20 protein-coding genes are annotated in these 24,780 nt (G+C 69.2%); 4 read left to right on the top strand and 16 right to left on the bottom strand.

All coding sequences use genetic code 11. The annotated features are described in order from the left end of the window. Positions 1–31 precede the first annotated feature (31 nt). Positions 32–1,042, bottom strand: coding sequence for an Rv2578c family radical SAM protein (locus AADV74_RS13690; RefSeq protein ID WP_342114967.1), 1,011 nt, complete (start codon positions 1,040–1,042; stop codon positions 32–34). A gap of 139 nt (positions 1,043–1,181) precedes the next feature. Here AADV74_RS13690 and AADV74_RS13685 point away from each other — a divergent pair, with 139 nt between their 5' ends. Beyond that, a complete protein-coding gene (locus AADV74_RS13685) occupies positions 1,182–1,919 on the top strand; it encodes a hypothetical protein (protein WP_342114965.1) in 738 nt (245 codons plus the stop codon). A gap of 3 nt (positions 1,920–1,922) precedes the next feature. Here the strand turns inward: AADV74_RS13685 and AADV74_RS13680 are convergent, their stop codons facing one another. The 3 genes from AADV74_RS13680 to AADV74_RS13670 form a co-directional block, all read right to left on the bottom strand. Then, complete coding sequence (locus AADV74_RS13680) at positions 1,923–3,692, bottom strand: ABC-F family ATP-binding cassette domain-containing protein (protein ID WP_342114963.1); 1,770 nt, start codon at positions 3,690–3,692, stop codon at positions 1,923–1,925. A 417-nt stretch (positions 3,693–4,109) separates the two neighbouring features. Continuing rightward, a complete protein-coding gene (locus tag AADV74_RS13675; RefSeq protein ID WP_342114961.1) occupies positions 4,110–5,606 on the bottom strand; it encodes a malate:quinone oxidoreductase in 1,497 nt (498 codons plus the stop codon). Between the two features lie 47 nt (positions 5,607–5,653). After that, entirely contained in the window at positions 5,654–6,100 is a 447-nt protein-coding gene (locus AADV74_RS13670; protein ID WP_342114959.1) for a VOC family protein, read from the bottom strand. 218 nt (positions 6,101–6,318) lie between these two features. Between AADV74_RS13670 and phoA the strand changes: the two genes are divergently transcribed. Continuing rightward, positions 6,319–7,842, top strand: a complete 1,524-nt coding sequence (gene phoA, locus AADV74_RS13665; protein WP_342114957.1) for an alkaline phosphatase — start codon at positions 6,319–6,321, stop codon at positions 7,840–7,842. Positions 7,843–7,917: 75 nt separating this feature from the next. Here phoA and AADV74_RS13660 read toward each other — a convergent pair whose 3' ends face one another. The 6 genes from AADV74_RS13660 to AADV74_RS13635 form a co-directional block, all read right to left on the bottom strand. Beyond that, positions 7,918–8,604 carry an SGNH/GDSL hydrolase family protein gene (locus AADV74_RS13660; RefSeq protein ID WP_342114955.1) on the bottom strand — a complete coding sequence of 229 codons (687 nt, stop codon included), beginning with the start codon at positions 8,602–8,604 and terminating at the stop codon, positions 7,918–7,920. A 59-nt stretch (positions 8,605–8,663) separates the two neighbouring features. Next, positions 8,664–9,851, bottom strand: coding sequence for a nucleotidyl cyclase domain-containing protein (locus AADV74_RS13655; protein WP_342114953.1), 1,188 nt, complete (start codon positions 9,849–9,851; stop codon positions 8,664–8,666). Further along, complete coding sequence (locus AADV74_RS13650; protein WP_342114952.1) at positions 9,848–11,494, bottom strand: sensor histidine kinase; 1,647 nt, start codon at positions 11,492–11,494, stop codon at positions 9,848–9,850. Before AADV74_RS13650 ends, AADV74_RS13655 begins: the two co-directional genes overlap by 4 nt. 59 nt (positions 11,495–11,553) lie before the next feature. Next, complete coding sequence (locus AADV74_RS13645) at positions 11,554–12,306, bottom strand: SGNH/GDSL hydrolase family protein (RefSeq protein WP_342114950.1); 753 nt, start codon at positions 12,304–12,306, stop codon at positions 11,554–11,556. A gap of 37 nt (positions 12,307–12,343) precedes the next feature. Continuing rightward, on the bottom strand, positions 12,344–13,408 hold the full coding sequence (locus AADV74_RS13640) for an aspartate-semialdehyde dehydrogenase (protein WP_342114948.1): 1,065 nt from the start codon (positions 13,406–13,408) through the stop codon (positions 12,344–12,346). Between the two features lie 172 nt (positions 13,409–13,580). Then, entirely contained in the window at positions 13,581–14,861 is a 1,281-nt protein-coding gene (locus tag AADV74_RS13635) for an aspartate kinase (RefSeq protein WP_342114946.1), read from the bottom strand. 140 nt (positions 14,862–15,001) lie between these two features. Here AADV74_RS13635 and AADV74_RS13630 point away from each other — a divergent pair, with 140 nt between their 5' ends. After that, positions 15,002–15,490 carry a hypothetical protein gene (locus AADV74_RS13630; RefSeq protein ID WP_342114944.1) on the top strand — a complete coding sequence of 163 codons (489 nt, stop codon included), beginning with the start codon at positions 15,002–15,004 and terminating at the stop codon, positions 15,488–15,490. Between the two features lie 76 nt (positions 15,491–15,566). On the opposite strand, the gene recR is transcribed toward AADV74_RS13630, so the two are convergent. Together recR and AADV74_RS13620 are read right to left on the bottom strand one after the other, a co-directional pair. Then, positions 15,567–16,163 (bottom strand): recombination mediator RecR, encoded by a 597-nt coding sequence (recR, locus tag AADV74_RS13625; protein ID WP_055825073.1) that lies wholly within the window; start codon positions 16,161–16,163, stop codon positions 15,567–15,569. 14 nt (positions 16,164–16,177) lie between these two features. Next, positions 16,178–18,559, bottom strand: a complete 2,382-nt coding sequence (locus AADV74_RS13620) for a DNA polymerase III subunit gamma and tau (protein WP_342114939.1) — start codon at positions 18,557–18,559, stop codon at positions 16,178–16,180. Between the two features lie 203 nt (positions 18,560–18,762). Here AADV74_RS13620 and AADV74_RS13615 point away from each other — a divergent pair, with 203 nt between their 5' ends. Beyond that, complete coding sequence (locus tag AADV74_RS13615) at positions 18,763–18,915, top strand: hypothetical protein (RefSeq protein WP_342114937.1); 153 nt, start codon at positions 18,763–18,765, stop codon at positions 18,913–18,915. A gap of 45 nt (positions 18,916–18,960) precedes the next feature. On the opposite strand, the gene AADV74_RS13610 is transcribed toward AADV74_RS13615, so the two are convergent. The 4 genes from AADV74_RS13610 to pta form a co-directional block, all read right to left on the bottom strand. After that, on the bottom strand, positions 18,961–20,250 hold the full coding sequence (locus tag AADV74_RS13610) for an MFS transporter (protein ID WP_342114936.1): 1,290 nt from the start codon (positions 20,248–20,250) through the stop codon (positions 18,961–18,963). Further along, positions 20,247–20,843, bottom strand: a complete 597-nt coding sequence (locus AADV74_RS13605) for a winged helix-turn-helix domain-containing protein (protein WP_342114934.1) — start codon at positions 20,841–20,843, stop codon at positions 20,247–20,249. The genes AADV74_RS13610 and AADV74_RS13605 overlap by 4 nt, the downstream gene beginning before the upstream one ends. A gap of 183 nt (positions 20,844–21,026) precedes the next feature. Beyond that, complete coding sequence (locus AADV74_RS13600; protein WP_342114932.1) at positions 21,027–22,241, bottom strand: acetate/propionate family kinase; 1,215 nt, start codon at positions 22,239–22,241, stop codon at positions 21,027–21,029. A gap of 3 nt (positions 22,242–22,244) precedes the next feature. Continuing rightward, positions 22,245–24,368 carry a phosphate acetyltransferase gene (gene pta, locus AADV74_RS13595; protein ID WP_342114930.1) on the bottom strand — a complete coding sequence of 708 codons (2,124 nt, stop codon included), beginning with the start codon at positions 24,366–24,368 and terminating at the stop codon, positions 22,245–22,247. Positions 24,369–24,780: the final 412 nt, after the last annotated feature.

Raw genomic sequence — 24,780 nt, 5'->3', positions numbered from 1 at the left:
GTGAACCTCGCGTCGGCCGAGCTCGCAGCCCTCAGAACAGCGTCGGCTCCGGGTCGGATCGAGAAAGCACTCCCCCGGTGTTCGGCGAGAGTCGGGTGCGGTTCAGTCCGTGCTTGCGCACCAGCGGTGCCACCCTCTCGGCGAGCCAGGCGCGGTACTCCTTCGGTGCGTAGGTTCCTCGGTACATCGCCCGGTACCTGGGCAGAAGCGCCGGATACTCCCGCCCGAGCCAGAGGAAGTACCACTCCTTCACGCCGGGCTTGAGGTGCAGCGCCGAGTGCACGACCCCCGTGGCCCCGGCCTCCTTCGCCTGCCGCATCGCCTCGTCGAGATGGGCGACGGTGTCGGTGAGGAACGGCAGGATCGGCATCATGAAGACGCCGCAGTCGAGGCCGGCCTCGCGCACGGCCGTCACGGTGGCGAGACGCGCCTTGGTGGTCGGTGTCCCCGGTTCGACGGACTGCTGCAGCTCGTCGTCGTAGACGGCGATGGACATCGCGATGTCGACCGGCACGCGAGTGGCGGCATCCGCCAGCAGCGGAAGATCGCGACGGAGCAGGGTTCCCTTGGTGAGGATGCTGAACGGCGTTCCGGTGTCGGCGAGCGCCCCGATGATGCCGGGCATGAGGGCGTAGCGCCCCTCGGCGCGCTGGTATGGATCGGTGTTGGTGCCGAGGGCGACGGCGTCGCGCTTCCAGCTCGGGCGGCTGAGCTCCTTGCGCAGCACCTCGGCCACGTTCACCTTCACGATGATCTGCCGGTCGAAGTCGTCTCCGCCGTCGAGGTCGAGGTAGGTGTGCGTCGGGCGGGCGAAGCAGTAGGCACATGCATGGCTGCACCCCCGGTACGGGTTGATGGTCCACTCCATCGGAACCTGGCTCTGCACCGGGAGCTTGTTCAGCGCCGACTTCGCCAGGACCTCGTGGAACGTCATGCCCGCGAACTCGGGGGTCCTGACGGAGCGCACGAGGTTGTTGAGCTTCGCGAGTCCGGGCAACGCGTCGGCGTTCTCGACTCCCAATTCCTGATTGCTCCACCGCATGCGTTCATTCGAACACATCTTCGAATCGATGGCAAGCAGGTCGACTCGGAGTGTCGGACGGGGCGCAGTGTGTATCTGTTTGATCACGACGCCTTCAACGGGACTGACGGGAAGCTAATCTTCAGGTCAGGAGGCCGAAATGGCGAAAATGTCCGCAGTGGGTGCTGCGTGGGTGGCGGTGGCCTCGTTGCTGCTCGTGGGATGCACGTCAGCCCCGTCTTCGAAGCCGACGACGGGGCCGGGAACGTCGACGTCGGATCCCAGTCCGACCGCGACGCCGACCGAGGATGCCGTACCTGCAGTGTCGCCCGGACCTGAAGCCGAGTCCCGCGCAGCCATCACCCGGATCGTCGTGCGACCTGAGTACCTTCAGTTCATCGACGAATCCGGCGCCGAGCTGCAGAGCATCTCCTACGACGACGCTGCCGACGCGTACGTCGAGCTGTTCACCGACCTGATGGGAGCTGGACCCGACATCTCGGACACTCCGGGCGGGAATGAGTCCCTACCGACCACCCACTACGAGTGGGACGGCTTCGTTCTCCGCGATGACCACGAGAGCGGCGATACGGAGTGGGACATGAACGTCTCCGTCACGTTCACGAAGGCTGAACTCGGCCCCCGCCACATCGGCGTCGCCACCACCCAGGGGTTCCAGCCGGGAGACGACCTCGGCTGGCTCGCGACCTACATGAACGAGCCGTACGACGAGAACGCGGCCTTCCACCAGGTGCAGGCGGAGCACGGTGAGCCCATCGGTGAACAGAATCCGGACAACCCCTACTCGAACTCGAATTCGGTCGCCGGACAGGACGGGTTCAAGCAGGAGGGCACCGTCATCTTCGCTCCCTGGAACTTCGGCATCGGCCACGTCTGACGTTCAGCGAACGGCCACCACCAGGGCGGCATCCGACACCGGACGCAGATGCAGCTCGGCACCGGTCCAGCGCCGACGCAACCAGCGATCGTGGCTCGCGATCACGACGGCACCGGGGTAGGTGCCCAGAGCCTCTTCGAGGTCCGTCGCGAGGCCCAACGACAGGTGGTTCGTCGGCTCGTCCAGCAGGAACAGGTGCGGAGGCTTCGCGATCACCAGCGCGAGCGCGAGCCGACGCTGCTGCCCGACCGAGAGGGTGCCCACGGGTCGGTTCTCGTCTCGCGGAGCGATGAGGCCGAGGCTCGAGAGCGGCACCTGCTCCGCCCGCCGTTCCCCCATCACCGACTCGTAGACGGCGCGCGCGGGGAGGGCGGCATCCGGGAACCTCACATCCTGCTCGAGCAGGCCGACGCGCAGGCCACGGCGGCGCTGGAGCACGCCATCGCCCGAGCCGATGCGGCCGGCGAGCAGCCCCAGCAGCGTCGACTTTCCGGCTCCGTTCGCGCCGGTCACGAGCAATCGCGTCTGCGGCTCGATCTGCAGGTCGACCGGGGCGAGGCGTCCTGCAACCGCGAGACCCGCCGCCTGCACGAGCAACCCGGGCTCGTCACCGAGCGCCTGCGATCCGCGCGGGATGCCGGCGAAGGCGAGGGGTGCCGGAGGCTTGCGCACCTGCTCGCGCTCGAGGACGCTCAGACGCCCCTCGGCGTTGTGCACGCGCCGCGCGATGGCCTGGTCGTTGCGAGCGCCCTTGAAGCCGTGGATGAACTTGTCGTTGTCGCGTGGACCGCGACCGTGAGCGACCGAGCGCGTCGTGACCGCCACCGCATGCCGAAGGCGGCCGAGCTCCTCCTGTTCGACGACGTACTGGCGCTCCCAGCGCTCGCGTTCCGACGCCTTGTGGTCGAGGTACTCACTGAAGCGACCTCCGAACACTGTGACGGATGCCGCGAACGTGTGCGAGTCAGCGGAGTTCGCGGCAGCGACCGGGCTCCAGGGGCCGAATCCGGGCCGCGGAGTCGATGAACTCCGCTGACTCGCACCAGCGTGGTGTGCGCGCGCAGCGTCGAGATCGACCAGCCCTGTGGCGACGGCGTCGAGGAAGGCACGGTCGTGGCTGGCGAACAGCACCGGGCCCGGCCAGTCGCGCAACTGCCGCTCGAGGAACTCGGCGGCGGAGTCGTCGAGGTGGTTGGTCGGCTCGTCGAGGAGCAGGGCGTCGGGCCGCCTCAGCAGGAGGGCGGCCAGGGCCACGCGACTGCGCTGGCCGCCGGAGACCTCGTCGAGGCGCCGGTCGAGCGGAAGGCCGAAGACGCTGAGGCCGTCGCGCAACACGTCGCGACGGGCATCCGCTCCCCAGACGTCGGCGCGCTCTGCGTCGTCGAGGGCAGCGGCATAGCGCTCGGAAGCGGCCCGGGACTCCGGGTCGCCGGCGAGGGCGGATGCCGCATCGTCGAGTTCGCGCTCGATCGTACGGATCTCGGCGAGGGCGTCCTCGAAGACGCGCCCGACGGTGTCGCTCGGACGGAACGGAACCTCCTGCCACAGGATGCCCGTGCGCAGCGGCCTCGTGATGACGCCGTGGTCGGGAGCTTCGACTCCGGCGAGGATGCGCAGCAGCGTCGACTTGCCGGCGCCGTTCTCGCCGATGAGGCCGACGCGCTGGCCGCGGCCGACGCTGAAGCCGACGTCGCTGAACACGCGACGGTCGCCGTAGCTGCGGGAGACCCCGTCGAGGCGGAGGTGATCGGAGTGGATGAGGGGAGATCGCAAGAAGGGAACCACCTTGTCGAGGTGGCCCGCCGCGTGCCGTTCGATCGGGGCGCGGATGCGCGTCGCTGAGCGGCACGCGGCGGGCGGGGGGATCCCGCCGGGCATGTGCCGCCGATTGCTCGAAGCCCTCCCTGACGGTTCATCGCAGTGCGCCGGAACCGTGCTGCGGATGTCGATGTCCGGGCCCACGAATCGAGGACCGGACCGGCTGCATCCGCCGGGAAGGATGCCGAACGTCGACGGCGCCTCGGGCGCGGGACTGATCGGCAGTTCTACTTCATAGCGGGGTCGACGATAGCAGGGCGTGCTGGGAGGTGTCCAGACCGGATGTATCGGATGCGCTTCGGTCGCGGACTTCGTCCGGGCCTCAGCGAGCGGGGCCGGGAGCAACCTCTCGCAGAGGCGCGAGTGCTGTGGCTAGACGAGCGCCTTCTGCGGCGTCGGCAGACCCAGCGTGGCGGCCGTCGACGCCAGCGATGCCGCCGCTACCTCGGGCTTGTCGTTGAGCGTCGTGCCGAAGCTCGGGATCATCTCGCGCAGCTTGGGCTCCCACGACGGGAACTCCGTCGGGAAGCAGCGCTTCAGCACGTCGAGCATGATGGGCACTGCGGTCGAGGCCCCGGGCGACGCGCCGAGGAGTCCGGCGATGGTGCCGTCGGCCCCGGTGATGACCTCGGTGCCGAACTGCAGAACGCCGCCTGCCTTCTCATCCTTCTTCATGACCTGCACGCGCTGGCCTGCCGTGATGAGCTCCCAGTCCTCGTCCTTCGCCGTGGGCATGAACTCGCGCAGCGCGTTCATCTTCTTGCGACGGTCGGCCGCGAGCTCGCCGATCAGGTACTTCATGAGGTCGAAGTTGTGGAAGGCGACGGCGAGCATGGGCCAGATGTTGTGCCAGCGGATGCTGAACGGCAGGTCGAACCACGTGGAGGTCTTCAGGAACTTGGGCGTGAAACCCGCGTACGGCCCGAACAGCAGCGACGTCTCGCCGTCCACCACGCGGGTGTCGAGGTGAGGCACGGACATGGGCGGGGCTCCGACCCCGGCCTTTCCGTAGACCTTGGCCTTGTGCTGGGCGACGACGGCCGGGTTCGAGGTCTTGAGGAACTGCCCGCTGATCGGGAAGCCGCCGAAGCCCTGCACCTCGGGGATGCCGGAGTGCTGCAGCAACGCGAGAGCGCCACCACCGGCACCGACGAACACGAAGCGAGCGTGCACCTCACTGCGGGTGCGGCCGACGCCGTTCAGCACCTTGACTCGCCAGGTGCCGTCCTTGGTGCGCTTCAGGCCAGTGACCTGGTGGTTCAGGTAGAGCTCGCCGCCGCGCTTGGTGAGGTCGGCGAACATGGAGTGCGTGAGCGAGCCGAAGTCGACATCCGTTCCCGACTCGATGCGGGTGGCTGCGATGCGCTGGCGCTTGTTCCGCCTGCGGGTGATGAGGGGCGTCCACTCCGCAATCTTCGCGGGGTCGTCGCTGAACTCCATGCCCTCGAACAGCGGCTGGTCCTTGAGGGCGTCGTGACGACGGCGCAGGTACTCGATGTTCTTCCTGCCGTGCACGAAGGTCATGTGCGGCGTCGTGTTGATGAACGACGACGGCTCGGGCAGCGCACCCGTCGACACGAGGTGCGACCAGAGCTGGCGGCTCACCTGGAACTGCTCGTTGATGCTGATGGCCTTCGCGGGGTCGACGGCGCCGTCCTTGCCCTCGGGCATGTAGTTCAGTTCGCAGAGGGCGGCGTGGCCAGTTCCCGCGTTGTTCCACGGATTCGAGCTCTCCTGGGCGACATCGCCGAGGCGCTCGTAGGCGCGGATCGTCCAGTCGGGCTGGAGCTGCTTGATGAGGGTGCCGAGCGTCGCGCTCATGATGCCGCCGCCGATGAGGACGACGTCGATGGGGGCCGGAGAAGTCACGGATACCAGTCTATCCGCGCGCGAGCCGGCACTCTCGCGCCAGCGGCCTACTCGCCGCCGAGGACGGGCAGCCCACGCTCATCGAGTGGCCAGAACGGGTTGTGCGCGATCTCCCAGAGGTTGCCGTCGGGGTCGGCGACGTAGCCGCTGTATCCGCCCCACTCGGTCTCAGTGGGAACCTTCGACACCGAGCCGCCGAGCGCCATCCACTCGCCGACCGCGTCATCGACCTCGTCCCGGGAGGCCACGTTGATGGCGAGGGTGACGGCGCGGAACGCCGGGGCGTTGGCGTGCATCGTCGAGGTTCCGGCATCCTTCGCCAGCTCGGCCGTCGACCAGAGCGCGATCACTCCCCCGGGCGTCGCGAAGAAGGTGATCTCGCCCTCCACGGAGGACGGCGCCGGCTCCCAGCCGAGCGAACGGTAGAACGCCGTGGCGGCGATGACGTCGGCGACGCCGAGCGTGACGAGTGAGTAGCGCTGCGGAATGGCCATCCCTCGACGCTAGCGGGGCGGCATCCGTCTGCCTACCCCCGGATGCCACTCCGCCGCGTGTCCCCCATTCGAGGGTGTTCACCCGAATGGCCCCGTGCGTTCATGCGAATGTCGGATGCGGCTGCTGACCTGTGTATCGCCTGTGGAGCAGGCATCGTGCCCGCCTCGGCGGACATCCCGCGCAGACCACATCACGCAGACCATCACCAGGAGAGACCATGCCCTTCCGCCCCACCTCTCGAGCCATCGGCCGCGCCGGCGCCGCCGTCGGCGTCCTCGGCCTCGCCGCAGCCCTCGTCGTGGGTTCGAGCCTCGCCGCCACGGCGACCTCGCAGCCCACTCCCGACCAGACCGGTGGCGCCGCCCGCAACCACGGCTTGGACCAGACCCTCACCGTCGCCGGCGCCCTCGCCAGCGGTACCAAGGCGCGTAACGTCATCCTGCTCATCGGGGACGGGATGGGCGACAGCGAGATCACGATCGCCCGCGACTACCTCTACGGCGCCGGCGGACGCCTGCCGGGCATCGATGCCCTGCCGCTCACCGGCCAGTACACGACCTACTCCCTCTACAAGGACGGAGACCCCCTGGCCGGCAAGCCCGACTACACGCCCGACTCGGCCGCGACGGGCACGGCGTGGGCAACGGGCACCAAGACCTACGACAACGCCATCAGCGTCGACATCCACAACAAGGCCCAGAAGACCCTGCTCGAGCTCGCCAAGACGCAGGGCCTGCGCACGGGCGATGTCTCGACCGCTGAGATCCAGGATGCGACTCCGGCCGTGCAGGTCGCACACGTTGCGGCCCGCAGCTGCTACGGGCCCGACAGCCCCACCTGCGGCGCAGACGCCCTGGTCGCCGGCGGGGCCGGCTCCATCTCGGAGCAACTGCTCGACACCCGTCCCGACCTCACCCTCGGCGGCGGCGCTGCCACGTTCAACCAGACCGCGAAGGCCGGCGAGTGGAACGGCCAGACGCTGTTCGCGCAGGCTGCAGACCGCGGTTACCAGGTCGTGAAGGACGCGGCATCGCTCGCGGCCGTGAAGAAGGCGAGCCAGGACTCGCCCGTGCTCGGCCTGTTCGCCGACGGCAACTTCCCGACCCGGTTCGCTGCGTCGACCGCGACTGTCGGCGGTTCTGGTGGCGCTGCCACGACCTGCACGCCGAACCCGGCGTACCTCGGGGCCGGACTCACGCTGAGCGACCTGACCAAGAAGTCGATCTCGCTGCTCAACGACAAGAAGGCGAAGAAGGGCTTCTTCCTTCAGGTCGAGGGAGCCTCGATCGACAAGCGCGACCACGCTGCAGACGCGTGCGGTCAGATCGGTGAGACCCAGGACCTCGACGAGGCCGTGCAGGCTGCTCTGGCCTTCGCCAAGGCCGACCGCAACACGCTGGTGATCGTCACCGCCGACCACGCGCACTCCAGCCAGATCGTCGACGGAGCCACCCCCGGCCTCGGCTCGACGCTCACCACCGTCGAGGGTTCGCCGCTGCGAATCTCCTACGGCACCGCGGCAGCCGGCGGCTCGCAGCAGCACACGGGATCGCAGCTGCGCATCGCCGCCTATGGTCCCGGTGCGGCGAACGTGGTCGGCCTGACCGATCAGACCGACACCTTCTTCACCATCTCGAACGCGCTGCGTCTGAACGGCTCACTGGCTGTCGAGTGGCCGGTGAAGCACGGGCACGGCTCGAAGAACTGGTGGAACTCGAAGGGCGGCAAGGGCGGCAACTGATCGCCTGAGTCACTCACGAGCGGGGCGCATGCTGCGGCATGCGCCCCGCCCTCGCGTTCTCACGACCCGAGCCGGTCACAGGCCGATCGCCGCGAGCGCGGAATCCATCTTCTCGGCCATCTCCGCGTAGCCGGCGTCATTCGGATGCAGCCCGTCGGGGGCCATCCACTCGGGATTCCCCTCGATCCAGTGCGAGGCGTCGGGGATGTGGTCGGCTCCGATGCGATCGGCACCGGCCTCGACCCAGTCGATGATCTGCTGCACCGAGTCCGGCCGATCGTCGGTGTACCAGAAGGGCTCGACCACCACGATGCGCGCATCGGGCAGTTCCGCCGACAATCTGGTGAAGTCGTCCTCGATGGCGGCCTCGATGTCGTCGGCCCGATCGGGCATCGAGAAGTTGTCGTTCAACCCCATCGTCACGATCACGATGTCTGGGTCCGCGGCGATCACGGAGTCGAGCTCGTCGACGCTCTGGTACTCGCGGTTGTTGACGAAGCCGAGGCCGTCGGTCGACGGGTTGACCTCGGTCCAGCCTCGATCGGCGCTGATGATGCTCGACCAGCGCTTCTCCGTCGACGACGCACCGGTGCCGCGCGTGTAGGAGTCGCCGTAGAAGGCGACGACGGGGGCGTTCGGATCGACATCGACGGAGGCGGTCGATCCGCCGACGGGCTCCGCAACGCTGCAGCCCGTCAGTGCGAGTACCGTCGCCGCCAGGACGGCTGCGATCCCGGAGGGCAGGAAACGGCGCTGGGTCATGCGTGGGGTTCGCTGCGGCCGGCCGTGCGGATTGCGCCTCGCCACGGTGATCGCCGCCCTCAGCCGGCGGGGGCCTCGGCCCGCTCGTCCGTCGCGATCACGACGGACTCCCCCAGGGCGATCGCGTACTGGGCCGTCGACTCGGCCCTGCTGATCAGGGTGCGTGCGCCTTCCTCCGGGTTCGTCGGATCGCTCAGCGCCACTCCGATGGTGGCTGTCGGCCGGATGCCGCCCAGATCGGCCATGCCGGGGTCGAGCAGGCCGTCGACGATCCGATCGGCGATGGCGCGCGCATCCGTTCCCTGATCGATCGACGTGACGACGATCAGGGATCCGGGAACGTCTTCGAACACCGCGGCGAATGGCGGACAGTGAGCGCGAACGGATTCCGTCCAGGCCGTGCACATCTCGTCGGCTGCGTGGCGGCCGAACGCCGTGGCGACGGCACTGAGCGTGTCGAATCGCACCGCCAGCACGGCGACGCCGCGACCGTACCGGGATCCGCGCTTCATCCAGCCGTCGGCCAGCGCCTCCAGCCCGCCGATGGCGAGGCCGCTGGCATCGTCCGGCCGCCGCGACCGACGGACGCCCCGGAGGCGCGCGCGGTCGGCGCGGAGCACCGACATGGAGATGGCGCCGACGATGGTGACGGTGATGACGACGAAGCTCGTCGGGATGGTTGAAAAGCCCGCCTGGAACAGCTCGGTATCGGGGCCGCCAGTGATGAAGAGCACCGTGCGCACGGAATAGTAGGCGCTCTGCAGGAGGAGCACGATGGCGAGGGCACGAGCGTTCGGGTTCGCGCCCATGCTGCCTGTGAGGGATTCCACCCCGGCGCCACCGGCGAAGGCGGCAATGGAGATGAACATGATGCCGGCGCCGGCCCAGTCGCCACCTGATGGTCCCTCGATGATGACGGCGATGGCGGTCGCCACCGTCATCAGCACCACGAAGACCCAGATGAATCCCGGTCGATTGTTGTAGGCGCGGGCGCCGACCCACATGCATCCGGCTGTGGCGACGTAGCCGGCGTTGCCGACGGCGACAGCCCACCAGGCGTCGCCGTTGGCGGCCCAGAACAGGTAGCTCACGACTGTGAGCATGCCGCTCAGGTAGGCCAGGGCCCAGATGCGCCCCGCAACCTCGTCACGGCGCACGAGGGTGTCGGCGATGAACGTGACTCCGGCGACGACCACCACCAGAGCCGTGACGAAGACCACGGACTGCAGATCGAACTCGATGTTCATGTCTTCTCCCAGGGGATTCGCACTCTGGCGACGGTGCCCACGCCGAGGGCGCTCTCGATGGTGAGCTCGCCCCCGTGCCGGCGCACGATGTCGCGACTGATGCCGAGGCCGAGGCCGCTGCCGTGCACGCTCGATCCGCGCACGGACTCGCTGCGGAAGAACCGCTCGAACAGCCGCGGCACCTCCTCGGGCGCGATGCCGGTACCGGTGTCGCGCACTGTGATGACGGCGGCGCCAGCGGCCCCCGGTGCAGCCTCGACCGTCACGGTGCCGCCCGCTCGGTTGTACTTGATGGCGTTGGTGACCAGGTTGTCGACCACCTGCCGGATCCTGAAGGCGTCGACGACAGCGTGCAGCTCACGGATGCCCGATGCCTCGATCGTCACGTGGCTCTCCCGAGCCCGCGGCGCGAGGCTCTCGACCGAGGCGGCGACGACCGAGGCGAGGTCGGTGGGTCGGCGGTCGATGGTGAGTTCGACCGGGCCGTCGCCTGCCGTCGAAGCCGCGAGGATGTCGGTGATGAGACCGAGCATGCGGTCGGCGTTGCGGTCGGCCACCTGCAGGTAGCGCTCGGCTCCCTCTGAGAGCTCCTCGTCGCGGGCGAGGTCGAGGTATCCGACGATGCTGGTGAGAGGCGTGCGCAGTTCGTGGGAGACGGATGCCACCAGGTCATCGCGGGCGCGCACGGCAGCGAGCTCGGTCGTCACGTCGCGCGTCACCACCACTATGCCCTCGTTCGTGGCGCCGGGTCCGCTGCGCAGCCGACGGGCGGTGATGCTGAGCGCGATGCCGCGGCCGGGGGCGCCGACCCACACGATCATCCCGGCGAACTCCTCGCCGCGCTGCAGCCTGGCGAGAGGGGCGTCGTGCGCGTCGATGGGAGTGAGCCCGTTCGCAGCGAAGAACGGGGCGCTGCCGGCGGCATCCGGAGCGAGGATGTCTCCGCCCGCGGCGGCCATGATGCGACCGTGGCTCCTGTTCATGACGGCGACCTCACCGTCGGTGCCGACGCGTGCCACGCCGAACTCCACGGCGTCGAGCACGTCGGCGAGCAGGTTCTCCTGGCGGCGGGCCCGGACCATCGCCGACTCCAGTACGCGCGATTGGCTGCGCAGCAGCTGCCGACGAGCCGCGGAGCGCCGAGCCGCGGTGACGGTCGATGCCGCAACGGCGGCGAGGACGAGCGGCAGGATGACCACCGACGGAACCGTCAGCGTGCCGACGGGGTCGCCGGTGAGGAATGCCCCGGTGACGATCATCGCGCAGATCGAGAGAACACTGCCGACGGCGCCGATGATGCCGAAGTAACTGCTCAGCCAGATGACCGGGAAGATCCAGAGCAGACCGGCTCCGAGCGACGGGTCGGCGAACCGCAGGCAGACGATGGCGACGATGTCGAGCGCCGGGAGCGTCGCGGCCCAGCCGCGCGGGAATAGATGCCAGGGCACGGCTACGGCGAGCCCGCATCCGAGGAACGCAAGGAAGACACCGAGGAAGAACGCGCCCGGCCTTTCGGTGTCGTCTGAAGTGACCTGCTGCACCGCCACGACGAAGAGGATGACCACCCCGAAGAGCAGCTGGCTGAGCGTGACGGCGCGATCGAGGGAGCGATCGGGAGCCGCAGGGAGCTCGGTACCGGACATGGTCTCGACACTAACGCGTGGTCGGACCTCCGACTGCTCGCGCCACTGCGGTCGTCGGGCTACAGACCGAGCTTGGCCAGAGCCGCGTTCATCTTCGCGGCGATCATGGCGTAGCCGGCGTCGTTCGGATGCAGACCGTCTGCCCCACGCAACTCGGGGCGGCCGTCCATCCAGTGCGAGGCACCCGGGATGTAGTCGGCGCCGATGGCGGCGGCCTCCTCTTTCACCCACGCACTGATCTGCGCCACTGAGGCAGGTCGCTCGTCGCGGTACCAGAACGGATCGACGATGATGATGCGCGCATCCGGGAGCTCGGTGGCGAAGCGCCGGAAGTCAGCCCTGATCGCAGCGTGCACCGCAGCGGCGGCACCGGGCGCGGCGATGGCCGAGTTGTCGTTCAGACCCATCGTGCTGATGACGATGTCCGGTCTGGCGGCGACGATGGTGTCGACGATGTCGATCGGGTCGCGGGTGCGGTTCGTGACGAAGCCGAGACCGCCGATGCTCGGATTCACCTCGATCCAGTCGTGGGCTCTGCTCACGAGAGTCGACCAACGATTGCCCGAGACGGATGCGCCCTCACCGTGCGTGATCGAGTCGCCGTAGAACGCCACGACCGGACGCTGCACCGCAGGCGTCGGAGCGGGGGCGGGCGTCGGGGTCGACGTGGCGGTCGGTGCGTCGGTCGGGTCGGCTGCTCTCGTCGACGAGTCGATCATGGATCCGGAGGCGCTCGGCGAGCATCCGGCCAGCAGGAAGATGCCGAGGAGAAGCACGACGGCGCCGGCGACGGATCGCGAGACGGGGTTCATCTGTGGACGTGGGACCTTCGGGTGGCGAACGGGCGGCTCAGACGGCGGCGGGAACGAGCTTCGCGGCGACGAGCTCCGCGATCTGCACCGCGTTGAGGGCGGCACCCTTGCGCAGGTTGTCGTTCGAGATGAACAGGGCGAGGCCGCGCCCGTCGGGGGCACCCTCGTCCTGACGGATGCGACCGACATAGCTGGGATCCGTTCCGGCGGCCTCGAGAGGAGTCGGAACGTCGGTCAGGACGACGCCTGGAGCCGTGGCGAGGATTTCCTCGGCCCGGGCGACGGAGATCGGGTTGGCGAACTCGGCGTTGATCGAGAGCGAGTGGCCGGTGAAGACGGGAACGCGCACGCAGGTGCCGCTCACGAGCAGGCCGGGCAGGTCGAGGATCTTGCGGCTCTCGTTGCGGAGCTTCTTCTCCTCATCCGTCTCGAAGTCGCCGTCGTCGACGATGGAGCCGGCGAGCGGGATCACGTCGAAGGCGATGGGACGCACGTACTTGTTCGGCGCGGGCAGCTCGACGGCGCGGCCGTCGTGCACGAGTCCGAGCACGTCGCCCTCGAGGGCGGCCCGCACCTGACCCTCGAGCTCCTCGGCGCCGGCGAGGCCGGATCCGGAGACAGCCTGGTAGGTGCTCACGATGAGTCGCTCGAGCCCGGCCTCCTCGTGCAGCACCTTCAGCACGGGCATGGCCGCCATGGTGGTGCAGTTCGGGTTCGCGATGATTCCCTTACGGGCGTCGGCGATGGCCTCGGGGTTCACCTCGCTGACGACGAGCGGGACATCGGGGTCCATGCGCCAGCCCGACGAATTGTCGATGACGGTGACACCGGCCGCCGCGAAGCGCGGGGCCTGCGCCTTGGACAGCGTGGCGCCGGCGGAGAAGATGGCGATGTCGAGGCCGGCAGGGTCGGCCGTCGCGGCGTCCTCCACCACGATGTCCTCACCTCGCCATGGCAACGTGGTTCCGGCGGAGCGGGCCGAGGCGAAGTAGCGGATGCTCGCCACAGGGAAGTCGCGCTCGTCGAGCAGGCGGCGCACGACCGCTCCGACCTGTCCGGTCGCTCCGACCACACCGATGTTGATTCCCACGCTGTTGCTCACGTCTCTTGCCTCTCGTTCACGTCAAGTCTGACAGGGGCGGGCCACGCACCGGGTTCGGATCGGTGTGATCTCACCGTTTTGGCGGCTTCGCCCTGTGGAACGGCAGTCGATCGACTGCCTGGTGGGCTGCTGCCCGACGGATGCCGCCCCACGGCTCCGCTGCATCCGGACCCTAGCGGCCGGTGCCTCCGTGCACGACCGCCTCGTCCTCGGCGTCGAGCCCGAACGCCGTGTGCACGGCGCGCACGGCATCGTTGATGGCGTCGGCGCGGGTGACGATGGAGATGCGGATCTCGGAGGTCGAGATCATCTCGATGTTAATGCCGGCCTCGTAGAGGGCCTCGAACAGGGTGGCCGAGACGCCCGAGTTGGTGCGCATGGCGTTGCCGACCACGGCCAGCTTGCCGATCTGGTCGTCGTACTGCAGGCTCTCGAAGCCGATGCCATCCTGCGCGTTGCTGAGGGCGGTGATGGCCTTCTGGCCGTCGTCCTTCGGCAGGGTGAATGAGATGTCGGTGCGTCCGGTCGACGCTGCAGACACGTTCTGCACGATCATGTCGACGTTGGCGTTGGTGTTCGCCACGATCTTGAACAGCTTCGCGGCGACCCCCGGAACGTCGGGGACTCCGACGACGGTGATCTTGGCCTGGCTGAGGTCGGTCGCGACTCCGGCGATGATCGACTCTTCCATGGTGGACTCTTCTCCCTCTGGCAGCTTCTGGGGGTCGTAGACGATGGTGCCCTCGTTGTAGTTGAACGACGAGCGCACGTGCAGGGTGACGCTGTGACGGCGGGCGTACTCGACGGCGCGGATGTGCAGCACCTTGGCACCGGATCCCGCGAGCTCGAGCATCTCCTCGCTGGTGATGCGGTCGATCTTGCGGGCCCTCTTCACGATGCGCGGATCCGAGGTGAAGATGCCGTCGACGTCGGTGTAGATCTCGCAGATGTCGGCACCGAGGGCGGCGGCGAGGGCTACGGCCGTGGTGTCGGATCCGCCGCGGCCGAGGGTGGTGATGTCGCGCGACTCGCGACTGAAGCCCTGGAAGCCGGCGACGATCGCGATGGCGCCCTCGTCGAGGGCCTCGCGGAGGCGACCGGGGGTGACGTCGACGATGCGCGCTGCGCCGTGCTGGGCATCCGTGATCATGCCGGCCTGACTGCCGGTGAAGGACCTGGCGTCGTAGCCGAGGCTGCGGATGGCCATGGCGAGGAGCGCCATCGAGATGCGCTCGCCTGCCGTCAGGAGCATGTCGAGCTCACGCGGCGCCGGGATCGGCGTGACCTCGTGCGCGAGGTCGAGCAGGTCGTCGGTGGTGTCGCCCATGGCACTGACGGCCACGACGACCTCATTGCCCTCGCGATGCGTCTCGACGATGCGCTTGGCAACCCGCTTGATGCTCTCGGCATCGGCCACGGAGGAACCGCCGAACTTCTGCACGATCAAGCTCACGAACAACTCCTGGGGTGGGACGAGGCGGAACCCCCATCATAAACGGCGCGCATATGCCCTCTGCGCTATGTGACGTGGGGACGCGGCAACGTGGGCAGGGTGATGGCGCCCCATCTGCGGTGCGCGGTAGTGTGCGGCGCATGGGCGCGCTCGATCAGTGGTCGGACTTCAATGTGGCTCTTGCCGGGGCCACTGCGGCGCTCGCCGGCCTCATCATCGTCGCGATGTCGGTGAACATCGCCGAGATCATGAAGGCCGCGACCCTGCCCACGCGGGCTGCGGCGGCGATCAGCACCCTCGTGCTCGCACTCATCGCAAGCCTGATCGGCCTCTTTCCCGGCACTCCGCTCTGGGCTGTCGGTGCCGTCGTCCTGGTCGGCGCCCTCATCGCCGCGACGTTCCAAGCTCGAGCGATCCACTGGATCCTGAAGGACGGAGGTGCCCCTCGCGGCGCCGCACCCGCCAAGATCACTCTCGGCGTGGTTCCCCTGGCGACCTACGCCGTCGGAGGCGTCAGCCTGCTCTGCGGTCTCGAGTGGGGGCTGACCGTCGTGGCGGCGGCGAGCATCGTCGCGATCGTCGGCGCCGTGGTGCTGGCATGGGTGGTGCTGGTCGAGATCCTGCGCTGAAGGTCGCTCGCCGCCCGCGCGCACACGGGAGTATCAACGGGTCGTCAGCTGACCAGGTCGTCAGCTGACCGGGTCGTCAGCTGACCGAGCGCCGGCCCTCGAAAGCACGACCGAGGGTGACCTCGTCGGCGTACTCGAGGTCGCCGCCGACGGGCAGCCCCGATGCCAACCGCGTGACGCGGATCTCGAGCGTCGTGAGCAGACGCGACAGATATGTGGCCGTGGCCTCGCCCTCGAGGTTCGGGTCGGTGGCGATGATCACCTCCTGCACAGTGCCGTCGGCGAGCCGCTGCATCAGCTGGCGGATGCTGAGGTCGTCGGGGCCGATGCCGTCGATCGGGCTGATGGCCCCGCCGAGCACGTGGTACAGCCCGCGGAACTCGCGGGTGCGCTCGATCGCGACGACGTCCTTCGCCTCCTCGACCACGCAGATGAGAGCCGGGTCGCGTCGCGGGTCGCGGCAGATCGTGCAGGTGTCCTGCTCGGAGATGTTGCCGCAGATGCTGCAGAACTTGACCCGCTCACGCACAGTGGTGAGGATCTCGGCGAGGCGCGCGACATCGAAGCTCTGCGTCTGCAGGATGTGGAACGCGATGCGCTGCGCCGACTTCGGACCGATGCCCGGCAATCGGCCGAGCTCGTCGATCAGGTCTTGGACGATTCCCTCGTACATGTCTCTTCCCGCCCCTAGGCCCGCTCGCGGAAGCCGGTCTTGGGAGTGTGTGGCTGCTCCTCGAGGAATGTGGCTCCGAGCACCTCGCGCACGACCGACTCACCGTAGCGCTGGCCGGGGGCCACGGGGCGCTGACCGCGCGCAGGCTGCCGCTGTGCACCCTGCTGCTGGTGCGGGGCCGCGGGGGCCGGGCGCTGGGGAGCAGTGTCGTAGCGGGGGCCGGGGTCTTCGGGGAGGCCGGGGTCGTAGGGCGGCTCGTCGTCGAAGGGCGGGGGCACATCGTCGAACGGCGGCTCGTCGTCGGACGGGGCTGGCGCAGCTGGGGTGGGCGCCACCGTGGGAGCAGGGCTCGTCGCGGGGGGCGCAGGTGCGGCCTTCGGCTGTGGAGGAGTTGGAGCCGTCGCCTCAGCGGCCGCAGGTGCTCCGGCTCCGGGGATCGCGATGGTGGCCCAGCCGTCTGCGGAGTCGCCGGGGGCTGATGTCACAGACGCAGCTGCCCCGGTTGCTGATGGCGCAGACGCGGATGCGGTCGGCGTGCGCGCCGACGGGGATGCCGCCGGTGCCGTCGCCGGAGCGCCACTCGACGAGGCGGCGGTGGCTGCGGCGCCGCCCCCATCACCGGTGGGAGGCGTCGTCACCTCGGGCGTTCCGGGGCCGCCGGGGCCGCCGGGGGTCTCGACGCGGGCGATGAGCTTCGGAGTGAAGCCGAGGATGTCGGACACTGCGCGCTTGAGGTGGTCGCCCACACCTTGGCCCGGAGCGGCCTGCTGCTTGAGCGCTGCGACGTCCTTCTGGCTCGGGAAGCCGAGCACGAGGACGTCGTCGTCGCGGAGTTCGCGCACCTGGGCGGTGAAGACGACCATCCAGGCGTTGAGGTTGGCGACCTTGACGGCCTCGAGCACCTCAGGCCAGGCGTCTTTGACCTGGGCGAACGTGACCGGGCCGACGGGGGTGGTGCGCACGGCGGCGGCGGTCGCGGCCGTCGCGGCGGCGTCGGCAGCCGGCGACTGCGCGGCGGGGGTCGTCTCAGCAGGAGCGGCGGCGGGAGCCGGCGCCTCTGCGGCGACATCGTCGCTGCCTCCGCTGGAGGACGCGGCGGGCCGAGCCGTCGGAGGCGCTGCGGGTGCAGGGGCGGCGGCGGGCGCAGGCGCGGAGGCAGCGGGCGCGGCTGGGGCGGGTGCACGGCCAGCGGCGGGGGCGGCCGGAGCGGATGCTGCGGGGGCGGCATCCGTCACCCCGACACGACGTTCCAGGCGCTCGACGCGGGCGAGGGCGCCGCGTTCGGTGTCGTCGGCCGCCGGCACGAGGGCACGGGCGACGAGCAGCTCCAGGTGCAGACGCGGCGACGTGGCGCCGGTCATCTCGGTGAGGGCGGCGTTCACGATGTCTGCCGTACGCGAGAGCTCGGCCTGGCCGAAGGCCGTCGCCTGAACGCCCATGCGGTCGAGTTCGTCCTGCGGAACACCGCGCAGCACGGCCGCGGCGCCCTTGGCCGTGGTCGCGCCGACCACGATGAGGTCGCGCAGGCGCTCGAGCAGGTCTTCGACGAACCGCCGCGGGTCTTGCCCGGTCTGGATGACACGGTCGATGCCGGCGAACGCTCCCGCCGCATCGCGGGCCGCGATGGCGTCGATGATCTCGTCGAGCAGGGCGCCGTGGGTGAAGCCGAGCAACGCCACCGCCCGCTCGTAGTCGACCGTGGAGTCTTCCGACCCGGCCATGAGCTGGTCGAGCAGCGAGAGGGTGTCGCGTGGGGAACCGCCCCCGGCACGCACGACGAGCGGGAGCACGCCCGGGGCGACCTTCACGCCCTCCTCGTCGCAGAGCTTCTGCACGTACTCGAGCATCTGGGCCGGCGGCACCAGCCGGAAGGGGTAGTGGTGCGTACGCGAGCGGATGGTGCCGAGCACCTTCTCGGGCTCGGTCGTCGCGAAGATGAACTTGACGTGCTCCGGCGGCTCCTCGACCAGCTTGAGCAGGGCGTTGAAGCCCTGTGGCGTGACCATGTGGGCCTCGTCGAGGATGAAGATCTTGTAGCGGTCGCGGGCCGGGGCGAAGATGGCCCGCTCGCGCAGGTCGCGGGCGTCGTCGACGCCGTTGTGGCTCGCCGCGTCGATCTCGACGACGTCGAGCGATCCTCCGCCTGCGCGCGAGAGCTCGATGCAGCTGTCGCACTTTCCGCATGGGGTGTCGGTCGGACCCTCTGCACAGTTGAGGCAGCGCGCGAGGATTCGGGCCGACGTGGTCTTGCCGCATCCGCGGGGCCCGCTGAAGAGATAAGCGTGATTCACCCGGTCCGCGCGCAGGGCGGTCATGAGCGGATCGGTCACCTGGGACTGCCCGATCATCTCGGAGAACGTCTCGGGCCGATAGCGGCGATACAGGGCGGTGACCACGGTTCAAGAGTAGTCGGCGCCGCCGACATTCCCGCCCGGTGCCGCGAGCCCCTGTGGAGTCCCCCAGTGGTGGGCACAAACGTCCGTTTCACGGCGGGAATGGGTCGTTCTCCCAGTGATCTCGAGGATTCTGGTGTTGCCATCGAGATACCCCATCTCTCGCGCTCCCGCGCGACACCGCTACCCGAAAGCCGGTGATCGTCATGTTTCACCACGCTGCGTCGACGCTGCACACGAGCACGTCGCTGTTGGCGACGTCCGGCATGAATCCGGGCCTCTCCATCGTCGTCGCGGCGGGCGCCCTGCTGACCGGAGTCGCACTCTACCTGGGCCTGCGCCGGCGCAATCAGGGCTGAGATCACCGCAGCTGCCGCATCCGGAATCGACTCGGATGCAGCGAGTCAGGCGCGCGGCGACGACTCCATGCGCGCCGCCGACAATCCGTGGAACGAGCGGTCCACGAGGGGCGTGAGCGTGAGGCACCCGTAGAGCACGGCCGCGGCCACCAGGGTCGCCTGCAGCCCGAAGGCCTCGACGGACAGGCCGGCGGCGAACGCTCCGAGCGGCATCGTCGCTGCGACACCGGCCGACGTCGCGCCGAACACACGGGCCCGCATGGAGGCCGGCGTCATGCCGTACATGACCGTCGAGATCATCGGGTTGATCGCGCCCGCCGCGAAGCCTGAGACGAGCATCACGGCCAGGAGGATGGCGAAGGGGACGGCGAGGGCCATCGCCGCGTACGGGACCACGCCGGCGACGGCGAAGCAGGCGACGAACAACGCCCGCCCGGCCAATCGATGACCGACGCTCGCGAACACCACGGACCCGACGAGCGCTCCGCCAGCGAAGCAGGCGATCATGGCACCGAGCGTCGCGGGGTCGCCGAGCACCGTCGTGGCGTAGACGGGCTTCAGCACCGTCATGCCTGCCACGTCGATGGCGTTGGTCGCGGTGACGAGCAGTACGACGGCACGGATCAGGCGGTTCTCCCACAGGAATCGGAACCCCGCCGTCAATCCGGAGAGATACGACTCCGGATGCCGTTCGGCCGCGCTGCCGCCGGCTCCGTCCCCGGCGCGGCCGGCGCGCGGCACCAGGACGGCCACGATCACAGCCGAGACGATGAAGGTGCCCGCATCGATGAACAGGGCCCCGAGGGGACCGACCAGAACGACCAGGCCACCGGCGAGAGCAGCCCCGAGCATGCGCGCCGACCGCTCGATGGCGCTCTGCGCCCCGGCGGCACGCGTGATCGGCACCCTGCCGAGGCGCGCGAGGTCTGGCACGAGCGACGCACGCGCCGAGTCGCCCGGGGTGTCGAGGAGCCCGCTGAGGAAGACGAGGAACAGCAGCCCCCAGAACGGCAACCCCACTGTCGCGGCGAGCACGGGGATGGCGAGGACAGTGAGCCCGCTGGCCAGGTCGGCCACGATGCTCGAGAGGCGGAATCCGAACCTGTCGACGATCACCCCTCCGAGCGCACCTCCGACGACGATGGGCACCGTTGCGAACACTCCGGCCACACCCGTGGCGATGGGCGAGCCCGTGGTCTGCAGCACGTAGAGCGGCACGGCGATCACCGTGACGGCGTTGCCGGCGAGCGACACGAGCTGCGCGGTCAGCAGCGCGACGAGTGGCAGGCGTCGCTTCGGCGCGAGTGCCGCATCCGTCGTCATCTGCTCGGTCATGGTCGCGGGAAGGCGTTGTAGAGGTAGCGCACGACGCGGGTGCCCTCGCGGGTGGTGCGTCCCCGGTCCCACCACTTGGTCACGAGCGCGTCGAACTCGCCGGTCATCTCGGCGAACTCCTCGAGGGTCAGGTGGGCGAGGAAGTCGCCGCTGCTCGAGGCCGCGAGCCACTCGCTCTCGAGTGTCGCCTCGGCCTCGAGAGCCTGCAGCTGCTCGGAGAGGTTGTGCTGCAGGAACATCTGCCGCATGGCGACGGATGCCGCGAGCCTGGCGGGATCGTCACGGAGCTCGAGGGGCTCGAAGTGGGTCGTGTCGTGGGCGGCGCGCCACCATCGCTCTCGTCCGTCGCTCGCGAGCTCGGGTGCCTCGACGACGTAGCCCCACTTGGCCAGGGTGCCGAGGTGGTAGCTCACAGTGCCGGGGGCCTCGTCCACGGCGTCGGCCAGGCGACCGACCGGAGCAGGCCCGTCGGAACGCAGCAGGCCGAGCAGCGTGAGCCGCAGAGGGTGCGCGAGTGCGCGCATCGACTTGGGGTCGGTGACCGTGACGGATGCCGCCGGCTCGGGCGCGGGCTGCTCGCTGTCGCTGCTCATGAGCCCACCCTAGTTCCACAAGAAATCTTGTGCAACGTTTCTTGTGGAACTCCCGCGGCGCTCGCTGAGGCCCCGACGAAGTCAGCGGTCGAAGCGCCCCTGACCGGCTCGGGGGCGGTGAAGACGCTTCGGGTGGTCGCTACGCTCGGCCCTCAGCGAGCAGAGCGTCGCTACGCTCGGCCCTCAGCGAGCAGATGCGCGCGTGACCGCCAGAGTCTGCCGGGCGATCTCGAGCTCCTCGTTCGTCGGGACCACGAGCACCGCCACTGTCGAGTCGTCCGTCGAGATCACCCGGGCGGCACGCGAGCGCGCCTCGTTCCGCTCCGCATCGATCCGGATGCCGAACGACTCCAGGCCCTCGAGCGCCCTGGCGCGGATGACCGGCGAGTTCTCCCCCACCCCGGCGGTGAACACCACGGCATCCACGCGACCGAGCTGGGCGAAGTAGTTGCCGACATACCCGCGCAGCCGGTGCACGTAGACGTCGAGGGCGAGGGCGGCATCCGCATCACCATCGAGGGAGGCGTCGACGACGTCGCGCATGTCGCCGCGTCCGCTGAGCCCGAGCAGGCCGCTGCGCTTGTTGAGCAGGTCGTCGACCTCGTCGATGCTGAGCCCGGCCCGGCGCTGCAGGTGCAACAGGACGGCCGGGTCGATGTCACCGGAGCGCGTGCCCATGACGAGTCCCTCGAGCGGCGTCATGCCCATGCTCGTCTCGACCGAGCGGCCCCCGGCGACGGCGCAGGCCGACGCTCCGTTGCCGAGGTGCAGCACGATCTGGTTGATCTCGCCGACGTCGCGTCCGAGGAACTCGGCGGCGGCGTGGGACACGAAGCGGTGGGAGGTGCCGTGGAAGCCGTACCGACGCACCCTGTGCTTGGCAGCCAGCTCGGCGTCGATCGCATAGGTGTAGGCGGCGGGCGGCAGTGTCTGGTGGAACGCCGTGTCGAAGACGGCGACGTGCGGCACGTCGGGGAAGGCCTTCTGCGCCGCGACGATGCCCTCGAGGTTCGCCGGATTGTGCAGGGGCGCGAGGCTCGACAGCTCGTCGATGTTGATGCGCACCAGGTCGGTGATGACCGTTGGCTCGAAGAAGCGCGCGCCGCCCTGCACCACGCGGTGTCCGACGGCGACCACCGGATGCGTCTCCAGTGACGGCCCCAGGTCGGCGATGGCGTCGAGCATCACGGCGAAGCCCGCCGTGTGGTCGGCGATCGGCAGCTCGCGCTCCGACTTCTCCTCGGCACCGTCACTGCCCACCACGGTGTGCACGGCACGACCCTGCGCCTCGCCGATGCGCTCGACGAGGCCTGTGGCAAGCATCCGCTCGCTCTCGGAATCGATGAGCTGGTACTTGAACGACGACGAACCGGAATTGACGACGAGAACGGATGCCACGACTCAGCCGGCTGCCTGGATCGCGGTGATCGCCACTGTGTTCACGATGTCCTGCACTGTCGCTCCTCGGGAGAGGTCGTTGATCGGCTTGTTGAGGCCCTGGAGCACCGGCCCGATGGCGACGGCGCCGGCGCTGCGCTGCACGGCCTTGTAGGTGTTGTTGCCGGTGTTGAGGTCGGGGAAGATGAACACCGTCGCGCGTCCAGCGACGGCCGAGTCGGGCGCCTTCGCTGCGGCGACGGCAGCATCGGCCGCTGCGTCGTACTGGATGGGTCCTTCGACGAGGAGGTCCGGCATCCGCTCCCGCACGATCGCCGTGGCGTCGCGCACCTTCTCGACGTCGGCACCCGAGCCCGACTCGCCGGTGGAGTACGAGAGCATCGCCACGCGCGGCTCGATGCCGAACTGCTCGGCGGTGCCCGCGGACGAGACGGCGATGTCGGCGAGCTGCTCAGAGGTGGGGTCGGGGATGACCGCGCAGTCACCGTAGACCAGCACGCGATCGGCGAGGGCCATGAGAAAGACGCTCGACACCACTCCGACGCCTGGACGGGTCTTGATGATCTCGAACGCCGGACGGATGGTGTGCGCTGTCGTGTGCGCCGCACCGGAGACCATGCCGTCGGCGAGGCCGAGGTGCACCATCATGGTGCCGAAATAGGAGACGTCGGTGACGGTGTCTCGCGCCTGCTCGACCGTGGGAGCCGCCTTGCCCTTATAGGCGCGCAGCTCGGCGTAGCTGTTGGCGAACTTGAAGCGCAACACGTCGTCGAAGGGGCTGACGACGTCGGCCGCGGCGATGTCGAGTCCGAGCTCGATGGCCCGCGAGCGCACCTCGAACGGCTCGCCGAGGAGCGTGATGTCAGCGATGCCGCGCGCCAGCACGGTGGCTGCCGCACGCAGGATGCGGTCGTCGTTGCCCTCGGGCAGCACGATGCGGCGGCGCTCGGAGCGCGCTCGCTCGATGAGGCCGTACTCGAACATCAGCGGCGTGACGACGCTGGAGCGGTTGAGATCGAGCAGTTCGATGAGAGCGTCGCCGTCGATGTTCTGCTCGAACAGGGCGAGGGCGGTGTCGAACTTGTTGCGCGACTCCGCGGCGAGCCGGCCGCGCGTGTGCGTGATGCGCACCGCGGTCTCATAGGTGGTGAGCGGCGTGCTGATCACGGGCAGCGGCGAGCGCACGCCCTCGATGAGTCGCTCGATGGGCTCGGGCAGCTCGAAGCCGCCGTTCAGCACGATGCCGGCGAGCGACGGGAACGTGCCCGACGCGTTGGCCAGCAGCACGGCAAGGAGCACATCGGTTCGGTCGCCGGGGACGACTACCACCGCACCGTCGACGAGGCGGGGCAGCACGTTGTCCATCGACATCGCGGCGACGACGACGCCGAGGGCCTCGCGCGACAGCAGCTCTTTGTCGCCCTTGATGAGGGTGCCGTCAGTGGCCTCGAGGATGGCGCCCATGGTGGGAGCCACGAGCACGGGGTCTTCGGGAATGGCCCAGACGGGAACATCCGTCGCTCCGGGGATCGCGGATGCGACGGCCGAGACGATCTCGTCGAGGTTCTCGGGATCGGCACGGTTGACGATGACGGCGAGCAGTGAGGCGTGCTCGACGCGGAGCTCGGCGAGCGACAGCTCCGCGAACTGGCGCATGTCGTCGGCCGTGCGGGCATCGGCGCGGCCGAGGGCCTCGCCCACTCCGCTCTGGGTGTGGCGTCCGCCGAGGGCGAGCAGCACAGGGGCGCCGAGATTGGCGGCGATGCGGGCGTTGTAGCCGAGCTCGGTGGGACTGCCCACGTCGGTGTAGTCGCTGCCGACGATGACGACGGCGTCGCACGCTGCCTCGACGGCTTTGTAACGCTCGACGATGCGTGAGAGGGCGGCATCCGGATCGGTGTGCACGTCGTCGTACGTGACTCCGACGCAGGTGTCGTAGTCGAGGCCGGCCGTCGACTGCTCGAGCAGCAGGTCGAGGACGTAGTCCCGCTCGGTGGTGGAGCGAGCGATGGGCCGGAAGACCCCGACCTTCGCCGTCGTGCGCGTGAGTGTCGCCAGGATTCCGAGCGCGATCGTCGACTTGCCGGTATGCCCTTCGGCAGAGCTCAGGTAGATGCTTCGCGCCACTCTCCCAGCCTACGGGCGCGCTCGCTGCCGACGCTCAGCGAATGTGCAGCTTGCGGTGACTTTTCAGGCGGAGTTCACCCGCCGTCGGCTCGGTTCGCGCGCGATTGCAGGACGAGGCTCGACATGGGTGCGATATGCAGCTGTGTATGGAGTGGTCCTGCATTTGTGGCTGGTCAGGGCAGGACAGCGGATGCCACCGGGCTCAGGCCTTGGTGATCGCCGGGATCTCGTAACCACCGTCGACGACGGATGCCGCCGGCGCCGCCCGTTGCACTCGCCCCTTGGCTCTCGCGTATGCAGGATGGGACGCGGCATGGCTGCGATATGCGGCCGAGTCGAACGTGGTCCTGCATTCTCGGCGGATGGCTGATCGGGCTGCGGCTGCCCGTTAGATAGACGTGACCCCTCGCGC

This window comes from Leifsonia stereocauli, assembly GCF_038432415.1.
Taxonomy (GTDB): domain Bacteria; phylum Actinomycetota; class Actinomycetes; order Actinomycetales; family Microbacteriaceae; genus Orlajensenia; species Orlajensenia stereocauli.
Note: the sequence above shows the minus strand (reverse complement) of the source record. Positions and strands in the feature narration are given on the sequence as shown.

Excerpts from the sequence above, each read along its gene's own strand:
- AADV74_RS13610 (WP_342114936.1), bottom strand. The coding sequence starts at position 20,250 with ATGACCGAGCAGATGACGACGGATGCGGCACTCGCGCCGAAGCGACGC.
- AADV74_RS13690 (WP_342114967.1), bottom strand. The coding sequence starts at position 1,042 with ATGCGGTGGAGCAATCAGGAATTGGGAGTCGAGAACGCCGACGCGTTG.
- AADV74_RS13605 (WP_342114934.1), bottom strand. The coding sequence starts at position 20,843 with ATGAGCAGCGACAGCGAGCAGCCCGCGCCCGAGCCGGCGGCATCCGTC.
- AADV74_RS13645 (WP_342114950.1), bottom strand. The coding sequence starts at position 12,306 with ATGAACCCCGTCTCGCGATCCGTCGCCGGCGCCGTCGTGCTTCTCCTC.
- AADV74_RS13630 (WP_342114944.1), top strand. The coding sequence starts at position 15,002 with ATGGGCGCGCTCGATCAGTGGTCGGACTTCAATGTGGCTCTTGCCGGG.
- AADV74_RS13655 (WP_342114953.1), bottom strand. The coding sequence starts at position 9,851 with ATGAACATCGAGTTCGATCTGCAGTCCGTGGTCTTCGTCACGGCTCTG.
- AADV74_RS13615 (WP_342114937.1), top strand. The coding sequence starts at position 18,763 with ATGTTTCACCACGCTGCGTCGACGCTGCACACGAGCACGTCGCTGTTG.
- phoA (WP_342114957.1), top strand. The coding sequence starts at position 6,319 with ATGCCCTTCCGCCCCACCTCTCGAGCCATCGGCCGCGCCGGCGCCGCC.
- AADV74_RS13650 (WP_342114952.1), bottom strand. The coding sequence starts at position 11,494 with ATGTCCGGTACCGAGCTCCCTGCGGCTCCCGATCGCTCCCTCGATCGC.
- AADV74_RS13660 (WP_342114955.1), bottom strand. The coding sequence starts at position 8,604 with ATGACCCAGCGCCGTTTCCTGCCCTCCGGGATCGCAGCCGTCCTGGCG.
- AADV74_RS13685 (WP_342114965.1), top strand. The coding sequence starts at position 1,182 with ATGGCGAAAATGTCCGCAGTGGGTGCTGCGTGGGTGGCGGTGGCCTCG.
- AADV74_RS13670 (WP_342114959.1), bottom strand. The coding sequence starts at position 6,100 with ATGGCCATTCCGCAGCGCTACTCACTCGTCACGCTCGGCGTCGCCGAC.
- recR (WP_055825073.1), bottom strand. The coding sequence starts at position 16,163 with ATGTACGAGGGAATCGTCCAAGACCTGATCGACGAGCTCGGCCGATTG.